The following is a 21098-nucleotide window of genomic DNA, read 5'->3' on the forward strand; positions in this document are numbered from 1 at the left end:
ATTTTTATTGTAAAATTTCATTCTAATTGGAGGGCATGTGACCCTGGTGGGCACCGCAGGCTTCAACCCTGATCGGAGGCTTTGATGACAAACGCCTCGGTAGGTTCAATTCCTACGCCTTCTCGCCAATTAATAAACTATAAGAGGTGTAACTCCTCTAGGTATAACTTCTCCAATAATAGTAGCATAACCAAAAGTTAAATCTTCAACTTTTTTAATATACTCTTTAGCATCATTTTTATCCATAGCAATCAATAGACCACCTGAAGTTTGTGCATCACAATACATTTGATAACATTTAGAAGTAGGGCACATAATAGTTGTTTTATCTTCTAAATATTTCATATTTCTTTTTGTTCCTCCTGGAACTACACCTTGGTCTGCAAATTCTTGGGCATCTTTCATAACAGGAACTATTCCACAATGTATTGCAAAAGATGTTATATCTGATGTAGATTCAAGTGCATGTCCTAAAAGACCAAAACCTGTAATATCAGTACAAGAACTAACATCATATTCTCTTAATATTTTTGATGGAAGATAGTTTAATGTTTCCATCACTTTTATTGCTTCATTTTTGGTTGACTCACTAATTAAATCTCTTTTAATAGCAGTTGTTAATATTCCCATTCCTAATGGTTTTGTCAATACTAATACATGACCTATTTTTGCTGTATTATTTTTATATATTTTATCTGGATGAATCATACCCGTAACTGAAAGTCCATAAAACATTTCAGGTGCTTCAATTGTGTGACCGCCCATTAATAATCCACCACACTCTTTTATCTTTTCATTTCCACCTCTTAGGATTTCTCCTAAAGCTTCTCTCTCATGATTTTTTCTGTCAAAGCCTACAATATTTAGTGCAGTTTTTACTTCTGCACCCATTGCAAATATATCAGAAAGAGAGTTTGCAGCAGCTATTTTCCCATAAATATATGGGTCATCCACAACTGGCGTTATAAAATCAAGTGTTTGAACTAACGCTTCATCATCATTTAATTTATAAACACAAGCGTCATCACTTGTATCAAATCCAACAAGAACTCTGTCATCGCATGGTACTAAGTTGCTAATAGTTTGTTTTAGATCTCCCGGACCTAATTTTGCAGCTCAACCAGCAGCTTGGACAAATTTTGTTAGTTTATATTCATCATTATTCATAATTATCCTAATTTATGGAGGAGTACAAGTATAAGTTTAGTAAGTAAGACTTTTATGTACACCTATACCATAGGTTCATCTATATAAATTTTACATTTAAATTAGTTAAATAGAGATTAACTTTAATAGTAAGTTTTTGTTTACTATTTGATAATTTTTAAAAAAAAATAAGATTTTGAAATAATTAAACTAAATATTAACTTTTGAAATAAAGCTAATAAAAATTGAATTTGTGGGAAAAATTAAGAAGTATAATAATAGTAAATAATATTTTACTATTTAAGTTAAATATTATTTGTAATTTATTATAGTACTTAAAATATTAAAGCATAACCTAAGGATTAGGTTGGACATTTTCATATGCATGAATTTTATGACTACATATGCTTCAAAACAAATTGGAGTAATTTATGGAAAGAAGAAACTTTCTTAAAAGTTCAGCACTACTTTCAACTACAGTGCTAATTAACCCTAGTTTTGCATTTGCAAAAACAGAATCAAATCCTTTTGGAATTAAAGATGGATTTAGAAAATTTACAATCAAAAATGATTACAAACTTGAAGCAAGTAATGAAGTAACTCAACTTTGGGTTCCAGTTCCATTAACATCTAAATATCAAGAATTAGTTGATATAAAATTTGATGGAAATTATGAAAAAGCAGAAATTGTAAAAAATCCTTATGATACAAAAGTTCTTTATGTAAAATGGGCAAAAAGTGATAAAGAAAGAGTATTAAATGTTACTTTTGATGTTATTACAAACCAAAAAAGCCTTGATTTATCAAAAGCTGATGGTAAAGAAATATATAGTGATGAAGTAAAAGTATTCTTAGAGCCAACTAAACATATTCCTGTTACAGAAAAAATTACAGCTTTAGCAAATGATATTACTAAAAATGCTAAAACACCATTAGAAAAAGCACAAGCAATTTATGATTGGACAGTTACTACTATGTATAGAGACAATAGTGTTGTAGGTTGTGGACTTGGTGATGCAGGTAAAGCAATTGAAGAGAAAATCTATGGTGGAAAATGTACAGATATTAGTTCTGTATTTGTTGCACTTCTAAGAAATGCAAATATTCCAGCTAGAGAAGTATTTGGTATTAGAGCAGGTAAATCAAAAATTTCTAAAGTTTGTGGAAAAGCAGATGAGAATGGTTTTGCAAAAATCACTGGTGGTCAACATTGTAGAGCAGAGTTCTTTATTAGTGGTTTAGGTTGGGTTCCAGCTGATCCTGCTGATGTTACAAAAGTAAGATTAGGAGAAAAATTAACTAACGAATCTGAAAAAACTATCCAAACTAAAAACTTCATGTTTGGATCTTGGGAAATGAACTGGGTTGCATTTAACTACGCAAGAGATTTTGTATTAAATCCTAAACCAGCACAATATCCTCTAAATATGTTAGGATACCCTTATGCAGAAGTTGGAGAAGATGCACAAAACTACTATGACCCAAAAGGTTTTGCATATTCTTATACTTCTCAAGAGAATAAATGAAAAATTTTATAGTTCCGATAATAGGTGCAGTTATTACTGCACTATTATCAACTTTATGCTGTTTACCGGCATTTTTATTTTTATTCTTTGGTGTTTCAGGTGGAATACTAACTTATTTTACTACTTTAGAATATACAAGAATCCCTTTAGCTATTTTATCAGTAGTATTTTTTCTTTGGGGAATCAAAAATCTTAATAAAAAAGTTACTTGTAAATGTACTAGAAAAAATATAACAACAAATGTATTGATTTTTTCAGCTATATTAATTTTACTTTTTGCACTACTTTTTTATCCAGAATTAATATCTTATGTAATGGACTAATTATGAAAAAAATTTTTTTAATACTATTTATTGCAGTTTCAGTTTATGCTTCAAAATTATCAGTGATAAAAGTTGAAGGTATGCATTGCCCTTTATGTACTACAGCAGTAAAAAAGGCTGTTAAATCATTAGATGGTATTGAAAAAGTTTCAGTTAAACTTAATACAAAAGAAGTAAAAGTTACATATAACGATAATGTAAAATTAGAAGATATCTTAACTGCTATAAAAACAACCTCTTATGAGGGTATAGAGATTTCTACAAAAAAACTTAATCAATAATAGATAATTATTATCAATTTTATAAATAAGACAATTTTTTTTTACTCTTTAAACTAAAATTTACAATAATTCAAATAAGATATAAAATTTATTTATTAAAATTATAATTTAATTGAATAATAATCTGTAAGGAGAGAATATGTATGAAATATGGCGAAAACTTTTTGGTAATCTAAAAGTTTTTAAGAAAATGTTATTAGTATCAGTTGTTTCATTAATTTCAATGATTGTATTAACTTTTATACTTTTATTGGGTCAAGAAAAAATGATGATAAAAGAGAAAAAGACTCAATTGGTTAATATAATAGATCTATCCTACAGTTTTACTCAAAAAGAATACAACAAATTCAAATCTGGTGAAATTACAGAAGAAGAAGCTAAAAAAAATGTTTTAGAAGCATATAAAAACTTTAGATATCAAGGTAATAACTATATTTGGATAAATGATAATAATATAGATTCTGTAAAAATGGTTATGCATCCAATGACACCAAATAGAGATGGTAAAATTATGGACTCAGATGTTTATAATGTAGCTACTGCAATTGATTTTGGTGAAGATTCAAAATCAAGTAAAAAATTAGATAATACAAATATGTTTAAAGCCTTTGTTGAAGCTACACAAGGAAGTGGTTCAGGATTTGTTCATTACTCAAGAGTTGATGAAAAAACTAAAAAACTACAAAAAAAGCTTTCTTATGTAAAAGAATTCGCTCCTTGGGGTTGGGTTTTTGGTTCAGGAATTTATATTGATGATATAGAAGAAGAGTTTATGAATTCTGCACAAAAAGCAGGATTAATAGTTTTAATTATTCTTGGAATTTTATCTTTTATTTTCCGTATGATTACAAAAGAGATTGTATTAAAAGTTACATTTATAAATGAAGGTTTAGAAAATTTCTTTGCATATTTAAATAGAGAAACTACTGAGGTAGAGATTAAACAAATCACTTGTAGAGATGAGTTTGGTTTTATGTCTGATTTAATCAATTCAAATATTGAAAAAGCTAAAAAAGGTATTCAAGAAGATAGAGAATTAATTAATGAAACAATCAATGTGTTAGGTGAATTTGAACAAGGCGATTTATGCCAAAGATTACATATGAATGTTTCAAATCCTGCAATGATGCAATTAAAAAATGTTTTAAATAAAATGGCTGAAAATTTAGAACATAATATTGATAATGTTTTAAATGTATTAGAAAAATATACTAACTTTAATTATCTAGATAAAGTAAATACTACAGGTATTAAAGAGGATTTATTAAAACTAGCAAATGGTGTAAATAGTTTAGGTGATTCAATTACAACAATGCTTGTAGAAAATAAATCTAATGGTGTAACTTTACATGATAGTTCAACTGTACTTTTAGATAATGTTGGAAAACTTAACAATAGTGCAAATGAAGCGGCATCATCATTAGAAGAAACAGCAGCAGCATTAGAGCAAATGACTGGAAATATTAGAAATAATACTCATAATATTGCTAAAATGGCCGAAATTTCAAATAATGTAACAAAATCAGCTAACAGTGGTGAAAAATTAGCAAATGATACAGTTGCATCAATGGAAGATATTGATACACAAGTTACAGCTATTAATGAAGCTATTGGAGTTATTGATCAAATTGCTTTTCAAACAAATATTTTATCACTTAATGCAGCAGTTGAAGCTGCAACAGCAGGGGAAGCTGGAAAAGGATTCTCTGTTGTTGCTCAAGAAGTAAGAAACCTTGCTACTAGAAGTGCAGAAGCTGCAAAAGAGATTAAAGGTATGGTTGAAAATGCAACTAAAAAAGCTGATGAAGGTAAAGAGATAGCAACTAATATGATAAATGGTTATAAGATGCTAAATCAAGATATTACACAAACTATCGAGCTTATATCAGATGTTGAAATGTCAAGTAAAGAGCAATTAACTGGAATTGAGCAAATCAATGATGCAGTTGCACAACTTGACCAACAAACACAACAAAATGCAGAAATTGCTTCTCAAACAAATGATATAGCTATATCAACTGATTCTATTGCAAAAGTAATTGTAAAAAATGCTGATGAAAAAGAGTTTAAAGGTAAAGATAGTGTAAAAGCAAAAACTTTTAAACATCAAGATTTAGAAAAACCTGTTAAAAAAGAAAAAGTAATTGAATCTAAATCAAATGATAGTGATGAGTGGGAAAGTTTTTAAAAGATAGCCTTTAGATGATTATTTCATCTAAAGGTGCTTGTCTTACTTCTTCTATTTGAAAACAAGCATTTGCAACTTTTCTAGCTGTATCTTCTTGGTATTTGTTAGTAATATTTGAGATTGTTTCCATCTCATCTTTTGAAAATAATGATTTATCAAAATCCTCTTCCATTTTTATAAAATTTAATTCAATAAATTTTTCTTTTGTTAAGATTTCAATATCAAGATAATCGAGTAGTTCTGTAATTAAATATAATCTCTCATCATCTTCATCAACATCTTCATTATTTGCAATGATATCAAAAATTTCACTTAATATCATAGGTTCAGGGTTTCTTTTTTGTTTTATAAATTGTTCATTAAAAATCTTTTTATTAAAATTTTTTTGATGTTCAAATTCTATTAAAAATAGTAAAATAGAAAGTTTTTTGTCATTTAGATGCTTCATATCATTTTCAAGCATATAGAGTATTACATTTGCAATTTTTGTAATATCAATTTTCAAGTTTATCCTTTATAATTTATTTAATTCAATTTCATTAAATTTGTATGTTTTATGTGCTGTTTTTACAAGTATCTTTTTCTCTGATAACTCTTTAAAAAGTTTGATTAATGTAGGTTTAGATATTGATATCTCATTCATAATATCACTATATGATGCTGTAAAAATTGAATTTTTATCTAAATTACTAACAATATATTTTATTACTTCTACTTGTTTTCCATCTGTTACTGCTGAAATCATCTTAATTACATTAGAGTTTTTTTGAATCTCTTGGGCTTGTATAATTGGAAAAACAATATCATGAATTGTATTCAACAACTCTTTTATATTTATAGGTTTAACTATATAGTTTTCAACTTTTAGTTTTATTGCATCTAATAGATATTTTGTATCTGTATGCGCCGTTATGAGTATAGTAGGGATATCAATCTCTTTTTCCTCTTTTAAGTATCTAAGAAAATCAATACCATTTTCATTTTCCAAAAGTATGTCAGAAATTATAACATGTACTTTTTCTTTTTCAATAATTTCCATAGCTTCATTTGAAGTATTAACCGCATAAACTTTCCCTACAAAATCATCTAATATATCTTTTGTATGTGTTAATAAAGATTTATCATCTTCAATATAAAGTATATTAAAGTTGTTTAATATATTCAGATTTCTTTCAATCATTATTTTCACCTTTCTTTTCTAATGGAATATCAATAATAAATAAAGCACCATATTCTAATTGATTACCATCTATTTTATTATAAACATTCTTACATTTTATATTACCGTTCATATGTTTTTCAATAATTTGCTTTGACATATATAAACCAATACCAGTTCCTGCACTTTTATATTTGGTTGTATAATAAGGTTCAAATATTTGAGGAAGAATGGTTTCATCTATACCTCCACCATTGTCATACACATTTATTCTAACATTATCTTTGTATTCTTTTACAACAATTTTTATTACTCTTTTTGTATCTATATTTTTTAAGGCATCTTTTGAATTTGAAATCATATTTAAAATAACGTGAGATAGTTCATTATAAAAACCATGAATTTGTATATCTTTATCAACAATTAGATTTAGTTTTATATTCTCTTTTTCTAACATATATTTTGATAATTCAATTGAATGTTTTACACAATCTTTTACACTAAATAAAATTTTATCTTTATTTGGGCTAAAAAAGTTTTGAAAATCTTCTAAAGTGTTTGACATATTTTCTGCAAGTAAAACAGCATCTTGCGTTTTCTTTTCAACAAAATCGTAAGATAGTTTTCCTAGCTCCATTTTAGTTTGAAAAGATTGAATAATCATCATTAAAGAGCCTAAAGGTTGTCTCCATTGATGTGCAATATTTCCAAGCATTTCCCCTAAACTTACAAGTTTTGATTGTTGGAACATTATTAAATCTTTTTTTCTAGAGTTAGCAACTTCCATTTTTATTCTTTTTTCTAATGATTCATTTAACTCTTGTAATTCTTTTGTTTTCTCATTTACAGCAACTTCAAGATTAAAATGTAGTTTTCTAAAATTGCTAATAACAATTAAAGATAAAGCAATAGAAAAAACAAAAACAAATATTATTGAGATATTTAGAAATGTTGTTAGGGTACTATATATTTTTTGAGTTCTATTTCTTTCAACTATGGCTTGATTTAAATCATAATTAATTAAATTTGAAATATAAATATTTACAGAGTTTATTTTAGAATATATAGTATCAATTTCTGTATTTGCATCAATAAACTTTTCATTTTCTAAAAGTTTTACAATAAGATTTATTGTTCTATGTAGTTCTTCTATTTTTTTATTTATATTTAAAACAATATTATTATGCAAAACGGTACTATTTAAATCAGTTTCTATACAAAATAACTTACTTGTAAGAATTGAAATATCTGATCTCTCAAGATTACTTAAAGAGTTTTCTTTGTAGTTCAACCAACTTTTATTTATTAGTTGTTGACCTAAACTAATAATATCTTTTGATTCATTTATTGCTATATTTTTATGTTGAATATCATAAAAAGTATCATAAATATTGATTTTATAAGTATCTTTTATATTCTCTAGTTGAATAATGGGTTTTGTTCTTTTAGTAAAAAGAATATCAAAATCATTTTTTAAAGTATATACAGAAACTTGTGAGAGAATTATAATTATTATCATTCCTCCAGCAATAATAAAGCTAAGAAAATAAGTTTTATATGCGAAGGTTAAAGCATCAAAATATTTAAAAAAAGTTGATAACAATTTACTGAAAATATTTAATTTAAAATTAGTTTTTTTCTTCATATTCAATCTCAATAAATTTATTATCTTCATATTTAAAAAGGTATGTTTTATTTAATAATTCAGTATTATTAAACTTTAAAGGAATACCATTAATTGCATCTTTTGTATTATATTTTATTTGTTTTAAAAAGTTTTTATATGTTAAAGAATTATTTGCTTTTTTTAATGCTTCTACTGTAACCTTTGCTGCAAGAAATGATTCAAAAGATATAAATCCTAATTGCTCTTTTGGATAATATCTTTTCATCAGATATTTATATTCATTGATTACATCAATTTCATAATTATCACTACTTGGAACCACTTCTGAAAAGATTATATTTTTAACTTTTTTCCCATTTAAATTATTTATCATCTCATTTGCATTACTAAAAGAGATACTACAAAAAACTACATTTTTTAAATCCTTATCTTTTAAAGCTCTTTTTATAAACAAAGAATTAGCTTTATATGAACCCACCATTAAAACAGCTTCAGGTTTACTATTTTTTATCTCTTTAAATGCATGTTTTATTGATAAGGTATTTCTTTTATATGTACCTTCCCCAACAAGATTCAAATTTTTCTTTTTTAATGCTGAAATTAAAGAGATATATCCCTCTTCACCATAAATATCATTTTGATAAAATACAGCAAATTTTTCTATATGCTTAATATCATATAGATAATTGATTATCTTTTGAATCTCTTCTTTATATGATGACCTAAAGTTGACAATATTTTTATATTTTGAGTCTCTTAAAAATGATGCTCCTGTAAAAGGAGCAATAAATGGAATATCTGTTTCTGTAATTATATGTAAAATATTTTTTACTGTAGGTGTACCTACATATCCATATAAAGCAAAAAGATCATCTCTTTCTAAAAGTTTTTTTGTATTTTCTAACGTTAAATCAGGTTCATATTTATCATCAAGTGTTACAAGTTTAATTTGTCGCCCATTAGGTAAAAGTTTTCTTTCATTTACAAATTTAAAGTAAGCATTAGAACCAATCTCTACACTTTTTCCCCATTCTTTCATTATCCCAGTTTTTGGTAATGAACTACCCAAAACTATTGTATTATTTGTATATATATCTAGTTTTGATACAAAAAAAATCGTAATTATTATTAATATAAAAGCTGAAATATATTTGAACAACAATTTTCCTTTATTTTTTTTAGACTAGTTATATAGACACTTTAGAGATATTTTATTAAATAAAATAGCATAATAATCATTTGACTTAATAAAACACTAAGTATTTTAAAACTAAAATTGGTAAATAATATTTTACCAAAGGCATAGGTTATGCAGGAATTTATATACTACAATCCAAATGGAATTGAATTTCCACTTCCTGAATCAATTGTTGTAACCAATAAATTGATTGATTACAAAAACGATAACTTTATTGTATCAAATGTTAGTATGACAAATACTGAATTAGTAGCAAATGAGATAGATTTTTATATAAACAATAGTAAAGATCCTTTATCAAAGAAAATTAAAAATGTTGAAAAACTTTACGAAGTAAATGCAGACAGATTTGATTTAGCTCAAGATATGGTTTATACTCAAGAGGTATCAAATAAAGTTTTATTAGTTTGTGACAATGAACAAAAATCAGAAGTTTTAAAACATATAGTATCTAGTGAATTTGATTTGTTTCATATTCAAGAAGATATAATAAAAGATATTAATGGACATATTGGAAACCTTACGGTTACCGTTAAAGATGATGAAAAGTTAATTGATTTAAAAGTTGATCAAATAGTATGGTTTGATGAAAAAGAATTAGGAATGAAACAAAGTGGCTGTTTTGATCCTTTAAAAAGTTCAGTTGATGATGTAATTGCAAAAATTAGAGAAAATATCTCAAATTATGAATATAAAAAATTCACTACATACGACAAAACAATTTGTCAATACCATGAAAGAAGAGAAGAGATTTGTGGAAGATGTGCTGATGTATGTCCTACTGTTGCTATTGTAAAAGATGACAGCAAAAAACACTTAGAATTTTCTCAAATAGATTGTCATGGTTGTGGGGGATGTGTTTCTATTTGTCCTAGTGGAGCAATAGATTATACGCCATCAAATAGAGAAACAATATCTCAAATGAGTAGATATTATGAAAATCAAATCCCTTTAATTATCCCTGATAAAATGGATATCTCTTCTTTAAGTATAAAATTAAAAGAGGATGTATTACCTTTTAAAATTGAAGGTGAGAAGTTTTTACATGAAGCTACTTTATTAACACTTTTACAAGAATCTGGTTCACAAGTTGTATTTTATACAGACTTTTTATCAAAAGGAACTAAAGATTCAATTTCGATTTTAAATCAAGTTTATCAAGCAAAATATAAAAAAGATGCAATTCTTGTAGCTATGGATGAAAAAGAGTTAGAAAAAGCTCTAAAAAAAGTTGATTTCATAGAGGGTTCAAGATATAAACTTAGTGATATGGAGATGAACAAAAGAGAGCAATTTGCAATTAGGTTATCTCACATTGTTGGCAATGAAGATTTAGGAGTTGTAAAAACTGGTGAAAATGTTCATTATGGTCATGTAAAAGTTGATGAATCTAAATGTACTCTTTGTCTTTCATGTGTTGGGGCCTGTAATGTAAATGCATTATTTGCTGATGCAAGTGATAATACTCTAAGACTTAACGCTTCAGTTTGTACATCATGTGGATATTGTGAAGTTACATGTCCTGAAAAAGACTGTTTAACAATAGAACAAGATGTAATAAAACTAAACCCAACTTGGTTTAAAGAAGAGATCTTAGCACAAGATGAACTTTTTGCCTGTGTAGAGTGTGGGAAAGAATTTGCTACTAAAAAAGCAGTTGAAAAAATTGCAGGAATTATGGCACCAATCTTTGCATCTGACCCAATCAAAGAGAGAACTCTTTATTGCTGTGAAGATTGTAAACCAAAAATTATGATGAAAAGTTATATGGAAAATAAAGGTTCATATAATAATCCTCAAGGTGTAAGTTTATGATAGATAACGAGAGATTAAATAGAGCAAGAGTCCTATACTATGGACTTTTCTCTTCTCTTTTTTCTTTTATTGATAGTAAAAGTGATTATGAGAAGGTTGTACATACAATTGAATTTTTAAGTGAAAATCCAATTGATGAAAATAGCAAAGTTGCCTTTGAAAATATTAAAAAATATTTTGATGAAAAAGGTTATAACGGTTTAAAAGAGGAAAACAATAATCTTTTTTTTAGTCCAAGTACAACATTTATACCTGTAACTGCTTCTTATTATGAAGAGGATAGGGATGATGGACAAAAAAGAGTTGAGATGACAAATTATGTTTTGAAATCAAACTTCAGAAAAGATAGTGAAAATTTTAAAGAAGCTGAAGACCATATATCATTTATTTTTGAATTTTTACAAAAAGTTATTGAACAGGATATTCAAAAAGATAAAAACCAATTGGTTATTGATGTTTTTGCAAATATTTTAAATGGAATTATTGATAGATTTATAGAAAACATCTATTTTCATGAAAGTAGTTCTTTTTATAAAAATATTGCAGTTGTTTTAAAAGTTTTTATAGAACTAGAAAGAGTTTACTTAGATGTTAAAAAACTTGAATCTACAAAAACTAGAGTTCAACAAGATTTATTTCATCAAAAGAAAAAAGGTTTTACAAAAAGAGCAAAAAGAAACTTTGACGAGGTTACAAGTTTATAGTTCATTTTTTTTAGTTTTAAATATGCACTTTTGGCATATTTAAAACTATTTCAATTTGTTATTACATAATTTAATTGCTTTGCTAAATATGCAAAATCTGCATATTTGGAAAAGATACTAGAGAAAAAAAACTTTTTTGTAGTATCTCTTTTAAATGTAGGAGAAATTTAAGCTTGGAGGAGAGCAATGAAAGAAAAAAGAAGGAGTTTTATTAAAAAAACTCTTGGTGCTAGTGCTTTAGTTGCTGCTGGAGGAGCTACTGCTGCAATTGCAAGTAGTAAAAGCAGTACTAATAGTTCAAATGGTGTTGTTGTTGGAAAATCTAACAAAAAAGAGATTTTATACAAAGAAACGGCTGAGTGGGAAGCTTTTTATAAAGCTAGTTATTAAATTTTTTAAGGAGAAGAAGAATGGGTAATAATTTACTCAATGACTTATCTTTGAAAATGGGAAGAAGAAATTTCCTTAAACTTGCTTCAATAGGTGCTGGAGTTGGTGTTACATCAATGTTCGCATCAAGTAATAGTGTTAGAGAAGCTAGTGAAGAAGAGATTAAAAATCCATTTCCTGGATCAAAGAAAGTTAAAACAATATGTAGTATATGTTCTGCTGGTTGTGGAATAGTTGCAGAAGTACAAAATGGTGTTTGGGTAAGACAAGATGTTGCACAAGATCACCCTATTAGTGAGGGTAGTCATTGTTGTAAAGGTATTGACCAAATAGATTTAGTTAAAAGTAAACAAAGGGTTAAATATCCTTTAAAAAAAGTAAATGGAAAATGGGAAAGACTTTCTTGGGAAACAGCCATTAAAGAGATCTCAGAAAAAATGCTTAAACTTAGAGAAGAGAATGGTCCAGATGTGGCTATGTTCTTAGGTTCTGCAAAATTCAATTTACAACAAGCTTTTTATTTTAGAAAATTTGCTGCTTTATGGGGTACGAATAACATAGATCACGTAGCAAGAATTTGACATAGTGCAACAGTTGCCGGGGTGGCAAATACATGGGGTTATGGTGCTATGACAAATCATTTTGGTGATGTTGTTGGACATTCTAAAGCGATTTTTATGATAGGTGCGAATTCAGCAGTTGCAAATCCAATTGGATTTAAACATATGCTGCAAGCAAAAGATAGAAATAATGCAAAATTAATAGTTGTGGATCCAGTATTCACAAAATCTGCTGCAAAAGCGGATCACTACTTGAGAATTAGAACTGGTACAGATGTTGCTTTTATTTATGGATTATTACATGTGATTTTCAAAAATGGCTGGGAAGATAAAAACTTTATTGAGAGTCGTGTATATGGAATGGAAGAAGTTAGAGAAGAAGCAAAAAAATGGACACCGGAAGAGACTTCCGATGTAACTGGTATTCCTGCATCTCAAATTGTTCAAATTGCTACATTATTAGCAAAAACTAAACCTGCTACAGTTGTATGGGCACTGGGAATTACTCAACACAGTACAGGTACATCAAATACAAGAATACTTCCTATTTTACAATTAGTTCTTGGAAATATGGGTAAAAAAGGTGGAGGATGTAATATCATTAGAGGACATGATAATGTTCAAGGTTCTACTGATATGTGTTGTCTTGCTGATAGTTTGCCAGGATATTATGGATTAGGTGAAGCATCTTGGAAATATTATGCAAAAGCTTGGGGGCTTGATTTTAATTGGCTTCAAAGCAGATTTGCAGCTCCTAAATGGATGAATGAAAAAGGTTTCTCACTTGCAAAATGGTGGCAAGGTGTACTTCAAGAAGAAAAAACATACTCTTCAAGTCCAATTAGAGCTTTATGGGTTCAAGGTACGGGTATTACATCAATGGCACAAACTGCAAAAGTGCAAGAGGCATTAGATAAATTAGATTTATTAGTTGTTGCTGAACCATTTGTTAATGAGGCTGCTGTTATTACTAGTAAAAAAGACAATATCTATATTTTGCCAGTTGGTACACAGTTTGAAACAGAAGGAAGTGTAACAGCAACAAATAGATCTTCTCAATGGAGAAGTAAAGTTGTTGACCCATTATATGAATCAAAAACAGACCACGAAGTTATGTTTGAATTTGCGAAACAGTTTGGTTTTTATGATGAATATGTTAAAGCTATGAAAATGGACGTTGTAGATGGTGAATATAAACAAGTTAAAGATGATTTTAATTGGCCTGATGATGCATCAAATGAACTTGCAAGAACAGTAAAAACTATTGGTCTTGGTGGTTGGACTGCAAAAAGACTTAGAGAACATCAAGAAAATTGGCATATGTTTGACCCTATATCTTTAGAAGGTAGAGGAAAGTACAAAGGTCAATATTATGGATTACCTTGGCCAAGTTGGGATACTAAACATCCTGGAAGTCCAATTCTATATGATGTTGATACACCTATGAGTCAAGGTGGTATGGGATTTAGAAATAGATTTGGATTGGAACATGATGGTGTTTCTCAATTACCAGATGAAAGTGTATCTGTAAAAGGTTCAGATATTAAAGGTGGATACCCAGAAATAACTAAAGCTAACATTGAAGAGGTTTTAGGAATAAAACTTACAGATGAAGAAAAAAGAAAAATGGGTGCAAACTGGAAAGTTGACTTAAGTGGAATTATCCAAGAAAAATGTAATGAAAAAGGTGTTTGTGTTTATGGAAATGCTAAAGCTAGAGCTAAAGTATGGACATTCCCTGACCCTGTTCCAAAACATAGAGAACCTATCCACTCACCAAGAATGGATTTAGTAAGAAAATATCCAACTTATGAAGACCAAACAAATAACTTTAGAGTTGATGTTAGATTTAAATCTGAACAAACAGCACAAGATTGGTCAAAAGAGTTCCCAACAATGCTTGTAACAATGAGGGTTGTAAACTTAAGTGGTGCTGGTATGTTAGAAAGAACAAGTAAATATCTTTCTCATATTACACCTGAGATGTTTGCACATATAAATCCTGAACTTGCAGCTCAACATGGCTTAAGAGATGGAGATATGATGTGGTTACATTCACCACAAGGTACAAAAATCAAGGTTCAAGCACAATATAGTGATAGAGTAACTCCAGATAGAATCTCTTTACCATATAACTTTGCTGGTGTTATGCAAGGTGTTGATATGAGTGCAAACTATCCAGAGGGAACTAAGCCTTATGCAATAGGTGAGAGTTCAAATACTATTACAAACTACGGGTTTGATATTATCACTCAGATACCAGAGTTCAACGCTGGTTTATGTAGAATTGAAAAAGCATAGGAGAGAATGATGAGTGAAATGTCAAGAATGAAATTTTATTGTGATGAAGATAGATGTATTGAGTGTTATGCTTGTTCTGTTGGGTGTGCTGAGGCACATGAACTTCCAACAGGAATAAACAGAAGAAAAGTTATAACTCTTAATGCCGGAAAAGAAGGTTTAGAGTACTCATTATCTATTGCTTGTATGCATTGTACAGATGCTCCTTGTGAGCAAGTTTGTCCGGTGGATTGTTTTTATATAAGAGAAGATGGAATTGTATTACATGATAAACATAAATGTATAGGTTGTGGTTATTGTTTATATGCTTGTCCGTTTGGTGCTCCTCAATTTCCAAGAGATGGGGCATTTGGTATTAAAGGTGCTATGGATAAATGTACTATGTGTGCAGGTGGTCCAGAAGAGACTAATTCACATGAGGAAAGACATCTTTATGGTCAAAATAGAATTGCAGAAGGGAAAGTTCCTTTATGTGCTGCTGTTTGTGCTACAAATGCTTTACTTGTTGGGGATTCTCAAAAAGTATCTGAAATATATAGACAAAGAGTTTTATCAAGAGGGCACAAGCATTCTAAAACTCAAGAGATATAAAGAGTTAACATGAAGTTAAAATACATAGTAATTTTACTTCTTGCACTAGGGTCACTTGCAATTGCAAGTGATAGTGCAATCTGGGGTAAAGATTTAATACCTAATATCTTAGCTTACGATAAGGAAGGCAGCCTTCATTTAGGAAAAATTTTTACACTTTTACAAGGTAAATATTTTTCTATGGTTTTCTTAGCTATTGCACTTGGAGTGCCAGCTGTATTTTTATTACATTATTTAGTAATAGGACCTATGATATTTTCCCATGATAGAAAGAAAATACCAGTATTTACCATATTTCATAGGGTTATACATTGGTTAGCTGGAATCTCTTTTATTGTATTAGTTCCAACTGGATTAATTATGATTTTTGGTTCATCATTTGGAGGTGGAAGTTTTGTAAGGGTTTGTAAAGAATTACATGCTATTGCAACACCACTTTTTTGTATAGCAGTTATACCTATGCTTTTAATGTGGTTAAAAGAGATGCTTCCAACAAGTGATGATATAAAATGGATGATGATTATGGGTGGATACCTAAATAAAAGAAAAGATCCAATTCCTGCAGGAAAATTTAATGCAGGACAAAAAATGTGGTTTTGGCTTTGTACTTTAGGTGGTATAGTTATGATTTTGACAGGTGCAGCTATGTACTTTCAAGATTTTAATTTATCTATAATCAAAGCATTAGAAATATCACAAATTGATTTTCTAAGAGGAAGTGCAATTGTTCATAATATATTAGGAATGGCAGTTGTTGCATTGTTTATGACACACATTTATATGTCTGTTTTTGCAATAAAAGGTGCAATTCATAGTATGATTTCTGGTTTAAAAGAGGAAGAAGAAGTAGAAATTCTTCATAGTACATACTATAAAAAACTTAAAAAAGAACAAAAAATATAAAAATCCTCTCATTTTTGAGAGGATTTTTTCTTAAAAATTTAAAAATTAAAAAAAATTTTAAAATTCTTTTATTTTTATAAAAAAATTAACTATTAATGAAAAAAAATAATCAATAAAATTTCACTGTTTTTTAATGTGCAAAATTGGCATATTTTTAAAATTATGATTATTTGGGAATATTAAAAAAAATAGATATGTCATTAAAATGTCACTATAAAAATTAGTAAATAAATATTGTCAAAAAAAAGTGTTTCAAAAGTTTACATAAACTATTCTATAAGCGATTATATCAAGTGTTCTAGCGATATTAACTAAGTAGATTTTAAACTTTCTGTATTACAATTAGGGTAAATAAAAATTTACCAAATTGATTTTGGGAGATTTTTAAATAGTTGAAATAGATGACAAAAATTGTCCTATTTTCAGATAAACAAAAATTATTTTTTATTTATGAGGAAATTATGAAAGAAGAAGAGATTAATAAAGCAAGAGCAATATACTATAAAATTTTTAGTAGTTTTTTTGTTTACACAAAAGACAGTGATAGATATTTTAATCTACTAAATCTATTAAATATTGTTAGAGAAAATCCATTAAACGATTCTTCAAAAGAAGCATTAGAAAATATTCTAAAAAAACTACAAAAAGATTCAAATGTAGTTTTATTACAAGAATATGATGATATCTTTGATAATCCACATACTGCTCAAGTTAGAACAACTGCATCATACTACCATGAAGGTATAGAAAGTGGTAGAAAAAGAGTTGAAATGCAAAACTTTTTAGCAAAAACAAAAATAAGAAGAGATGAAAAAGTTTATTCTGACTATGAAGATAATATTGGATTTATTTTTACAGTGCTAAATGAACTTTGTGAACTACAAGCAAAAGGATATGATGAATATAAAAGTACTGTTCATTGTATTTTTGAACAGATTTTAAATGAGTTTGTAGATGAATTTTCAAAAGAGTTATATGAGCATAACAGTTCTGATATTTATAAAGATGTTATTGTTGTATTAAAAGCATTTATTGAGTTTGAAAGACTTTATTTAGAAGTTTCAAAACCAATTATAAAACAAAAACCATCTATAAGTAAAAAAGAAGAGTCTATTTCTGAAGAAGAAAAAGAGAGAAGAGCTAGAAATAAAGCTATGAAAGCACTTGGACCAAAAAATAATCAAGATGAATCTTGTCCGGTATTTGTAGCATCAAATGTTGAGGATGACATTTAGCCATCCTTTTTCATGGGCTTCAAATAAGACAAATTAATTTGTCTTATTTGAGTCTCATCAAAAGGGGACTAATCACAATTAAAGGAGACAGCTATGCAAGAGAGTAGAAGAAATTTTGCCAAAAAAACTGCGATAGTTGTTGGTGCTACTGCTGTGGGTGCCACTGCGTTAGCTGCTGCTAACAGTTCTTCTGTAAGAGAAGCAGATTCGAATGGTGTTGTTATAGGACACTCACCTAAAAAAGAGGTTCTATATAAAAAATCTAAAGCTTGGGAAGAGTTTTATAAACAAGCTTTATAATAAAAGTCAAAGGGGTTTTATATGTCACAAAGTACATATGAAGCACTGAATGCAAGAGTAGGGAGAAGAGCTTTTATTAAAATGGCTGCTATTGCTACTGCTGCAGGTGCTACTAGCGCTTTGGCAAATGATGGTGTAACTAGAGAGGCTACGGCTGAGGAAGTAAAAAATCCTTTCCCAGGGTCTACAAAAGTTAAAACTATCTGTAATGCATGCTCTGTTGGGTGTGGTATTATTGCTGAAGTACATAACGGTGTTTGGGTAAGACAAGAGGTTGCACAAGACCATCCTATTTCATTAGGTGGGCATTGTTGTAAAGGTGCTGATATGATTGATATGGTTAGGTCTGAAGTTAGACTTAAACATCCAATGGTAAAAGAGAAAGGTAAATGGAAAAGAATCTCTTGGGATGAAGCCTATACTAGAATCTCTGATAAAATGAACGAACTACATAATACTGTAGGTTCAGATGCGGTTCAATTTTTAGGATCAGCGAAAATGAATTCAGAGCAAGCTTATTATTTTAGAAAGTTTGCTGCAATGTATGGAACAAACAATATAGATCATCAAGCTAGAATCTGACATAGTGCAACAGTTGCCGGTGTGGCAAATACATGGGGTTATGGCGCTATGACTAACTCACTTGGAGATATCCAAAACGCAAAAGCTATTATTATATTTGGAGCAAATCCTGCGGTTAATCACCCAGTTGGTTTCGGACATTTTTTAAAAGCTAAAGAAAGAAATAATGCGAAAATTATTGTTGTTGATCCAGTTTATACAAAAACTGCTGCAAAAGCGGATCATTACTGTAGAGTAAGACCTGGTACAGATATTCCATTTATGTATGGAATGTTACATCTTATCTTCAAAAATGGATGGCATAATGAAAGTTTCATTAACGATAGAGTTTATGGAATGGACGATGTTATGGAAGAAGCTAAAAAGTGGACTCCAGAGTTAGTTGAAGATGTTACAGGAGTTCCTGCTGATAAATTAATTCAAATAACAAGATTATATGCTAAAAACACTCCAGGTACATTAATCTGGGCAATGGGTTTAACACAACATACTATTGGTTCATCTAATACAAGATTAGCTCCAATTTTACAACTTGCTCTTGGAAATATGGGACAAGAAGGTGGTGGAACTAACATCTTAAGAGGACACGATAATGTTCAAGGTGCTACAGATATGGGTTGTTTATCTGATACACTTCCAGGATATTACGGATTATCTGAAGGTTCATGGAAATATTTTGCTAAATCTTGGGGAATTGATTTTGAATGGCTACAAGGTAGATTTAAATCACCTGAATGGATGGGTAAAAAAGGTTTCACATTAGCTAGATGGTGGGCTGGTGTACTTGATGGTAAAAATGGTAATGACAAAATTGACAATGCTGGAACAAACTTAAAAGCTTTATTTGTAATGGGTAATGGTATTACTTCAATTGCACAACAAGCTAAAGTTAAAGAGGGTCTTGACAATTTAGAAATGTTAGTTATCAGTGATCCATTTGTAAATGAAGCTGCTATTTTAACTGATAAACAAGATGATGTATTTATTTTACCTGCTGCAACACAGTTTGAAACAAGTGGTACAGTTGTAGCTACAAATAGAACTGCACAATGGAGAAATAAAGTTATTGAACCAATGTATGAGTCTAAAACAGACCATGAAGTTTTATTTGAATTATCAAAAAGACTTGGTTTTTATGAACAATATACTGCAGCTATGAGAGGTGATAAAAAAGACTTTACATGGCCAGAAGATGCAACTAATGAGATTGCAAGAATCATTAAAACTATTGGTTTAACTGGATGGACAGCAGAAAGAGTTAAAAAACATACTGAAAATTGGCATATGTTTGACCAAATCTCTGGTAGAGGTTATGGTGAAATGAAAGGTGAATATTATGGATTACCATGGCCTTGTTGGACAGAAAAACACTCTGGAAGTCCAATTCTTTATAACATCGACAGAAGTGTTGCTGACGGTGGTATGGGATTCAGAAATAGATTTGGATTGGAGCATGATGGAGTTTCTCAATTAGCAGGAAAAGGTAGTGCACCAAAAGGTTCAGCTAATCCTAATGGTTATCCAGAAATTACAAGAGATAACATTGAAGAGGTTCTTGGAATCAAATTAACTGAAGATGAAAAACAAAGAATTGGTAAAAACTGGAAAGTTGATACTTCAAATATTATTGCTGAAAAATGTATGGAAGCAGGTGTTGCACCTTATGGAAATGCAAGAGCAAGAGCAAAAGTATGGACATTCCCAGATCAAATTCCAATGCACAGAGAGCCATTACACTCTCCTAGAGCAGATTTAGTTAAAAAATATCCTTCTTATGCTGATAAAGGAAACCACTTTAGAGTTGATACTAAGTATGTTTCTAAACAAGCAGAGAAAGATTGGTCAAAAGAGTTCCCAATTAACCTTGTTACTGCAAGACTAGTTAATATGAATGGTGCAGGTATGGAAAATAGAGCAAGTAAATATTTAGCTGCTTTAACTCCAGAAATGTTCTGTAATATTAACCCTGATTTAGCAGGAAGAATGGGAATTAGAGATGGTTCTATGATGTGGATTCATTCACCAGAAGGAACTAAAATTAAAGTTAAAGCTAAATACTCTCACGCAGTTAGTGAAGATAGAGTTTGGTTACCATTCCATTTTGCTGGACATTTCCAAGGTGAAGATTTATCTCAGAAATATCCAGAAGGATTAAAACCTTATGCAGTAGGTGAAAGTGCAAATACAGTAACTAACTACGGTTATGACATCATTACTCAGATTCCTGAGACTAAAGGTGGATTATGCCGAGTAGAGCCAGCGTAAGGAG

General features: G+C 29.2%; 18 protein-coding genes and 1 tRNA gene. 14 read left to right on the forward strand and 5 right to left on the reverse strand.

Annotated elements, in window-relative coordinates:
* Nucleotides 1-28 precede the first annotated feature (28 nt).
* A tRNA-Sec gene (locus ACKU3H_RS10190) sits at nucleotides 29-128 on the forward strand.
* 1 nt (nucleotide 129) lies between these two features.
* On the opposite strand, the gene selD is transcribed toward ACKU3H_RS10190, so the two are convergent.
* Nucleotides 130-1167, reverse strand: a complete 1038-nt coding sequence (gene selD, locus ACKU3H_RS10195) for a selenide, water dikinase SelD (RefSeq protein ID WP_320033747.1) — start codon at nucleotides 1165-1167, stop codon at nucleotides 130-132.
* A gap of 410 nt (nucleotides 1168-1577) precedes the next feature.
* Here selD and ACKU3H_RS10200 point away from each other — a divergent pair, with 410 nt between their 5' ends.
* The 4 genes from ACKU3H_RS10200 to ACKU3H_RS10215 all read left to right on the forward strand — a co-directional run bounded on the left by ACKU3H_RS10200 (nucleotide 1578) and on the right by ACKU3H_RS10215 (nucleotide 5464).
* Nucleotides 1578-2672, forward strand: a complete 1095-nt coding sequence (locus ACKU3H_RS10200; RefSeq protein WP_320033748.1) for a transglutaminase family protein — start codon at nucleotides 1578-1580, stop codon at nucleotides 2670-2672.
* Nucleotides 2669-2995, forward strand: coding sequence for a hypothetical protein (locus ACKU3H_RS10205; RefSeq protein WP_320033749.1), 327 nt, complete (start codon nucleotides 2669-2671; stop codon nucleotides 2993-2995). Before ACKU3H_RS10200 ends, ACKU3H_RS10205 begins: the two co-directional genes overlap by 4 nt.
* 2 nt (nucleotides 2996-2997) lie before the next feature.
* Nucleotides 2998-3276, forward strand: a complete 279-nt coding sequence (locus ACKU3H_RS10210) for a heavy metal-associated domain-containing protein (protein ID WP_320033750.1) — start codon at nucleotides 2998-3000, stop codon at nucleotides 3274-3276.
* A gap of 139 nt (nucleotides 3277-3415) precedes the next feature.
* Nucleotides 3416-5464 carry a methyl-accepting chemotaxis protein gene (locus ACKU3H_RS10215; protein ID WP_320033751.1) on the forward strand — a complete coding sequence of 683 codons (2049 nt, stop codon included), beginning with the start codon at nucleotides 3416-3418 and terminating at the stop codon, nucleotides 5462-5464.
* A gap of 10 nt (nucleotides 5465-5474) precedes the next feature.
* Here ACKU3H_RS10215 and ACKU3H_RS10220 read toward each other — a convergent pair whose 3' ends face one another.
* Genes ACKU3H_RS10220 through ACKU3H_RS10235 form a run of 4 tightly spaced genes read right to left on the reverse strand, consistent with a single transcriptional unit; the run spans nucleotide 5475 to nucleotide 9409 of the window.
* Nucleotides 5475-5969, reverse strand: coding sequence for a type II toxin-antitoxin system antitoxin SocA domain-containing protein (locus ACKU3H_RS10220; protein ID WP_320033752.1), 495 nt, complete (start codon nucleotides 5967-5969; stop codon nucleotides 5475-5477).
* A 9-nt stretch (nucleotides 5970-5978) separates the two neighbouring features.
* A complete protein-coding gene (locus tag ACKU3H_RS10225) occupies nucleotides 5979-6644 on the reverse strand; it encodes a response regulator (RefSeq protein ID WP_320033753.1) in 666 nt (221 codons plus the stop codon).
* The gene (locus ACKU3H_RS10230; protein WP_320033754.1) at nucleotides 6637-8268 is read right to left on the reverse strand and encodes a HAMP domain-containing sensor histidine kinase; all 1632 of its coding nucleotides are present in this window, start codon (nucleotides 8266-8268) and stop codon (nucleotides 6637-6639) included. Before ACKU3H_RS10230 ends, ACKU3H_RS10225 begins: the two co-directional genes overlap by 8 nt.
* A complete protein-coding gene (locus ACKU3H_RS10235) occupies nucleotides 8252-9409 on the reverse strand; it encodes an ABC transporter substrate-binding protein (RefSeq protein WP_320033755.1) in 1158 nt (385 codons plus the stop codon). The genes ACKU3H_RS10230 and ACKU3H_RS10235 overlap by 17 nt, the downstream gene beginning before the upstream one ends.
* A gap of 150 nt (nucleotides 9410-9559) precedes the next feature.
* Here ACKU3H_RS10235 and ACKU3H_RS10240 point away from each other — a divergent pair, with 150 nt between their 5' ends.
* The 9 genes from ACKU3H_RS10240 (at nucleotide 9560) to ACKU3H_RS10280 (ending at nucleotide 21094) form a co-directional block, all read left to right on the forward strand.
* Nucleotides 9560-11263, forward strand: coding sequence for a 4Fe-4S binding protein (locus ACKU3H_RS10240; RefSeq protein ID WP_320033756.1), 1704 nt, complete (start codon nucleotides 9560-9562; stop codon nucleotides 11261-11263).
* On the forward strand, nucleotides 11260-11967 hold the full coding sequence (locus ACKU3H_RS10245) for a molecular chaperone TorD family protein (RefSeq protein ID WP_320033757.1): 708 nt from the start codon (nucleotides 11260-11262) through the stop codon (nucleotides 11965-11967). Before ACKU3H_RS10240 ends, ACKU3H_RS10245 begins: the two co-directional genes overlap by 4 nt.
* 186 nt (nucleotides 11968-12153) lie before the next feature.
* Nucleotides 12154-12357: a Tat pathway signal protein gene (locus tag ACKU3H_RS10250; protein WP_320033758.1), complete on the forward strand. Its 204-nt coding sequence runs from the start codon at nucleotides 12154-12156 to the stop codon at nucleotides 12355-12357.
* Between the two features lie 20 nt (nucleotides 12358-12377).
* On the forward strand, nucleotides 12378-15218 hold the full coding sequence (locus ACKU3H_RS10255) for a formate dehydrogenase subunit alpha (RefSeq protein WP_320033759.1): 2841 nt from the start codon (nucleotides 12378-12380) through the stop codon (nucleotides 15216-15218).
* 18 nt (nucleotides 15219-15236) lie between these two features.
* Nucleotides 15237-15809 carry a formate dehydrogenase FDH3 subunit beta gene (gene fdh3B, locus ACKU3H_RS10260; protein WP_320036476.1) on the forward strand — a complete coding sequence of 191 codons (573 nt, stop codon included), beginning with the start codon at nucleotides 15237-15239 and terminating at the stop codon, nucleotides 15807-15809.
* A 9-nt stretch (nucleotides 15810-15818) separates the two neighbouring features.
* Complete coding sequence (locus ACKU3H_RS10265; protein WP_320033760.1) at nucleotides 15819-16712, forward strand: formate dehydrogenase subunit gamma; 894 nt, start codon at nucleotides 15819-15821, stop codon at nucleotides 16710-16712.
* Between the two features lie 401 nt (nucleotides 16713-17113).
* Entirely contained in the window at nucleotides 17114-17947 is an 834-nt protein-coding gene (locus ACKU3H_RS10270) for a molecular chaperone TorD family protein (protein ID WP_320033761.1), read from the forward strand.
* Nucleotides 17948-18040: 93 nt separating this feature from the next.
* Entirely contained in the window at nucleotides 18041-18247 is a 207-nt protein-coding gene (locus ACKU3H_RS10275) for a Tat pathway signal protein (RefSeq protein ID WP_320033762.1), read from the forward strand.
* Nucleotides 18248-18268: 21 nt separating this feature from the next.
* Nucleotides 18269-21094, forward strand: a complete 2826-nt coding sequence (locus ACKU3H_RS10280) for a formate dehydrogenase subunit alpha (RefSeq protein ID WP_320033763.1) — start codon at nucleotides 18269-18271, stop codon at nucleotides 21092-21094.
* The last annotated feature ends 4 nt before the right edge of the window (nucleotides 21095-21098 follow it).

This window comes from Halarcobacter sp. (assembly GCF_963675975.1).
Lineage (GTDB): Bacteria > Campylobacterota > Campylobacteria > Campylobacterales > Arcobacteraceae > Halarcobacter.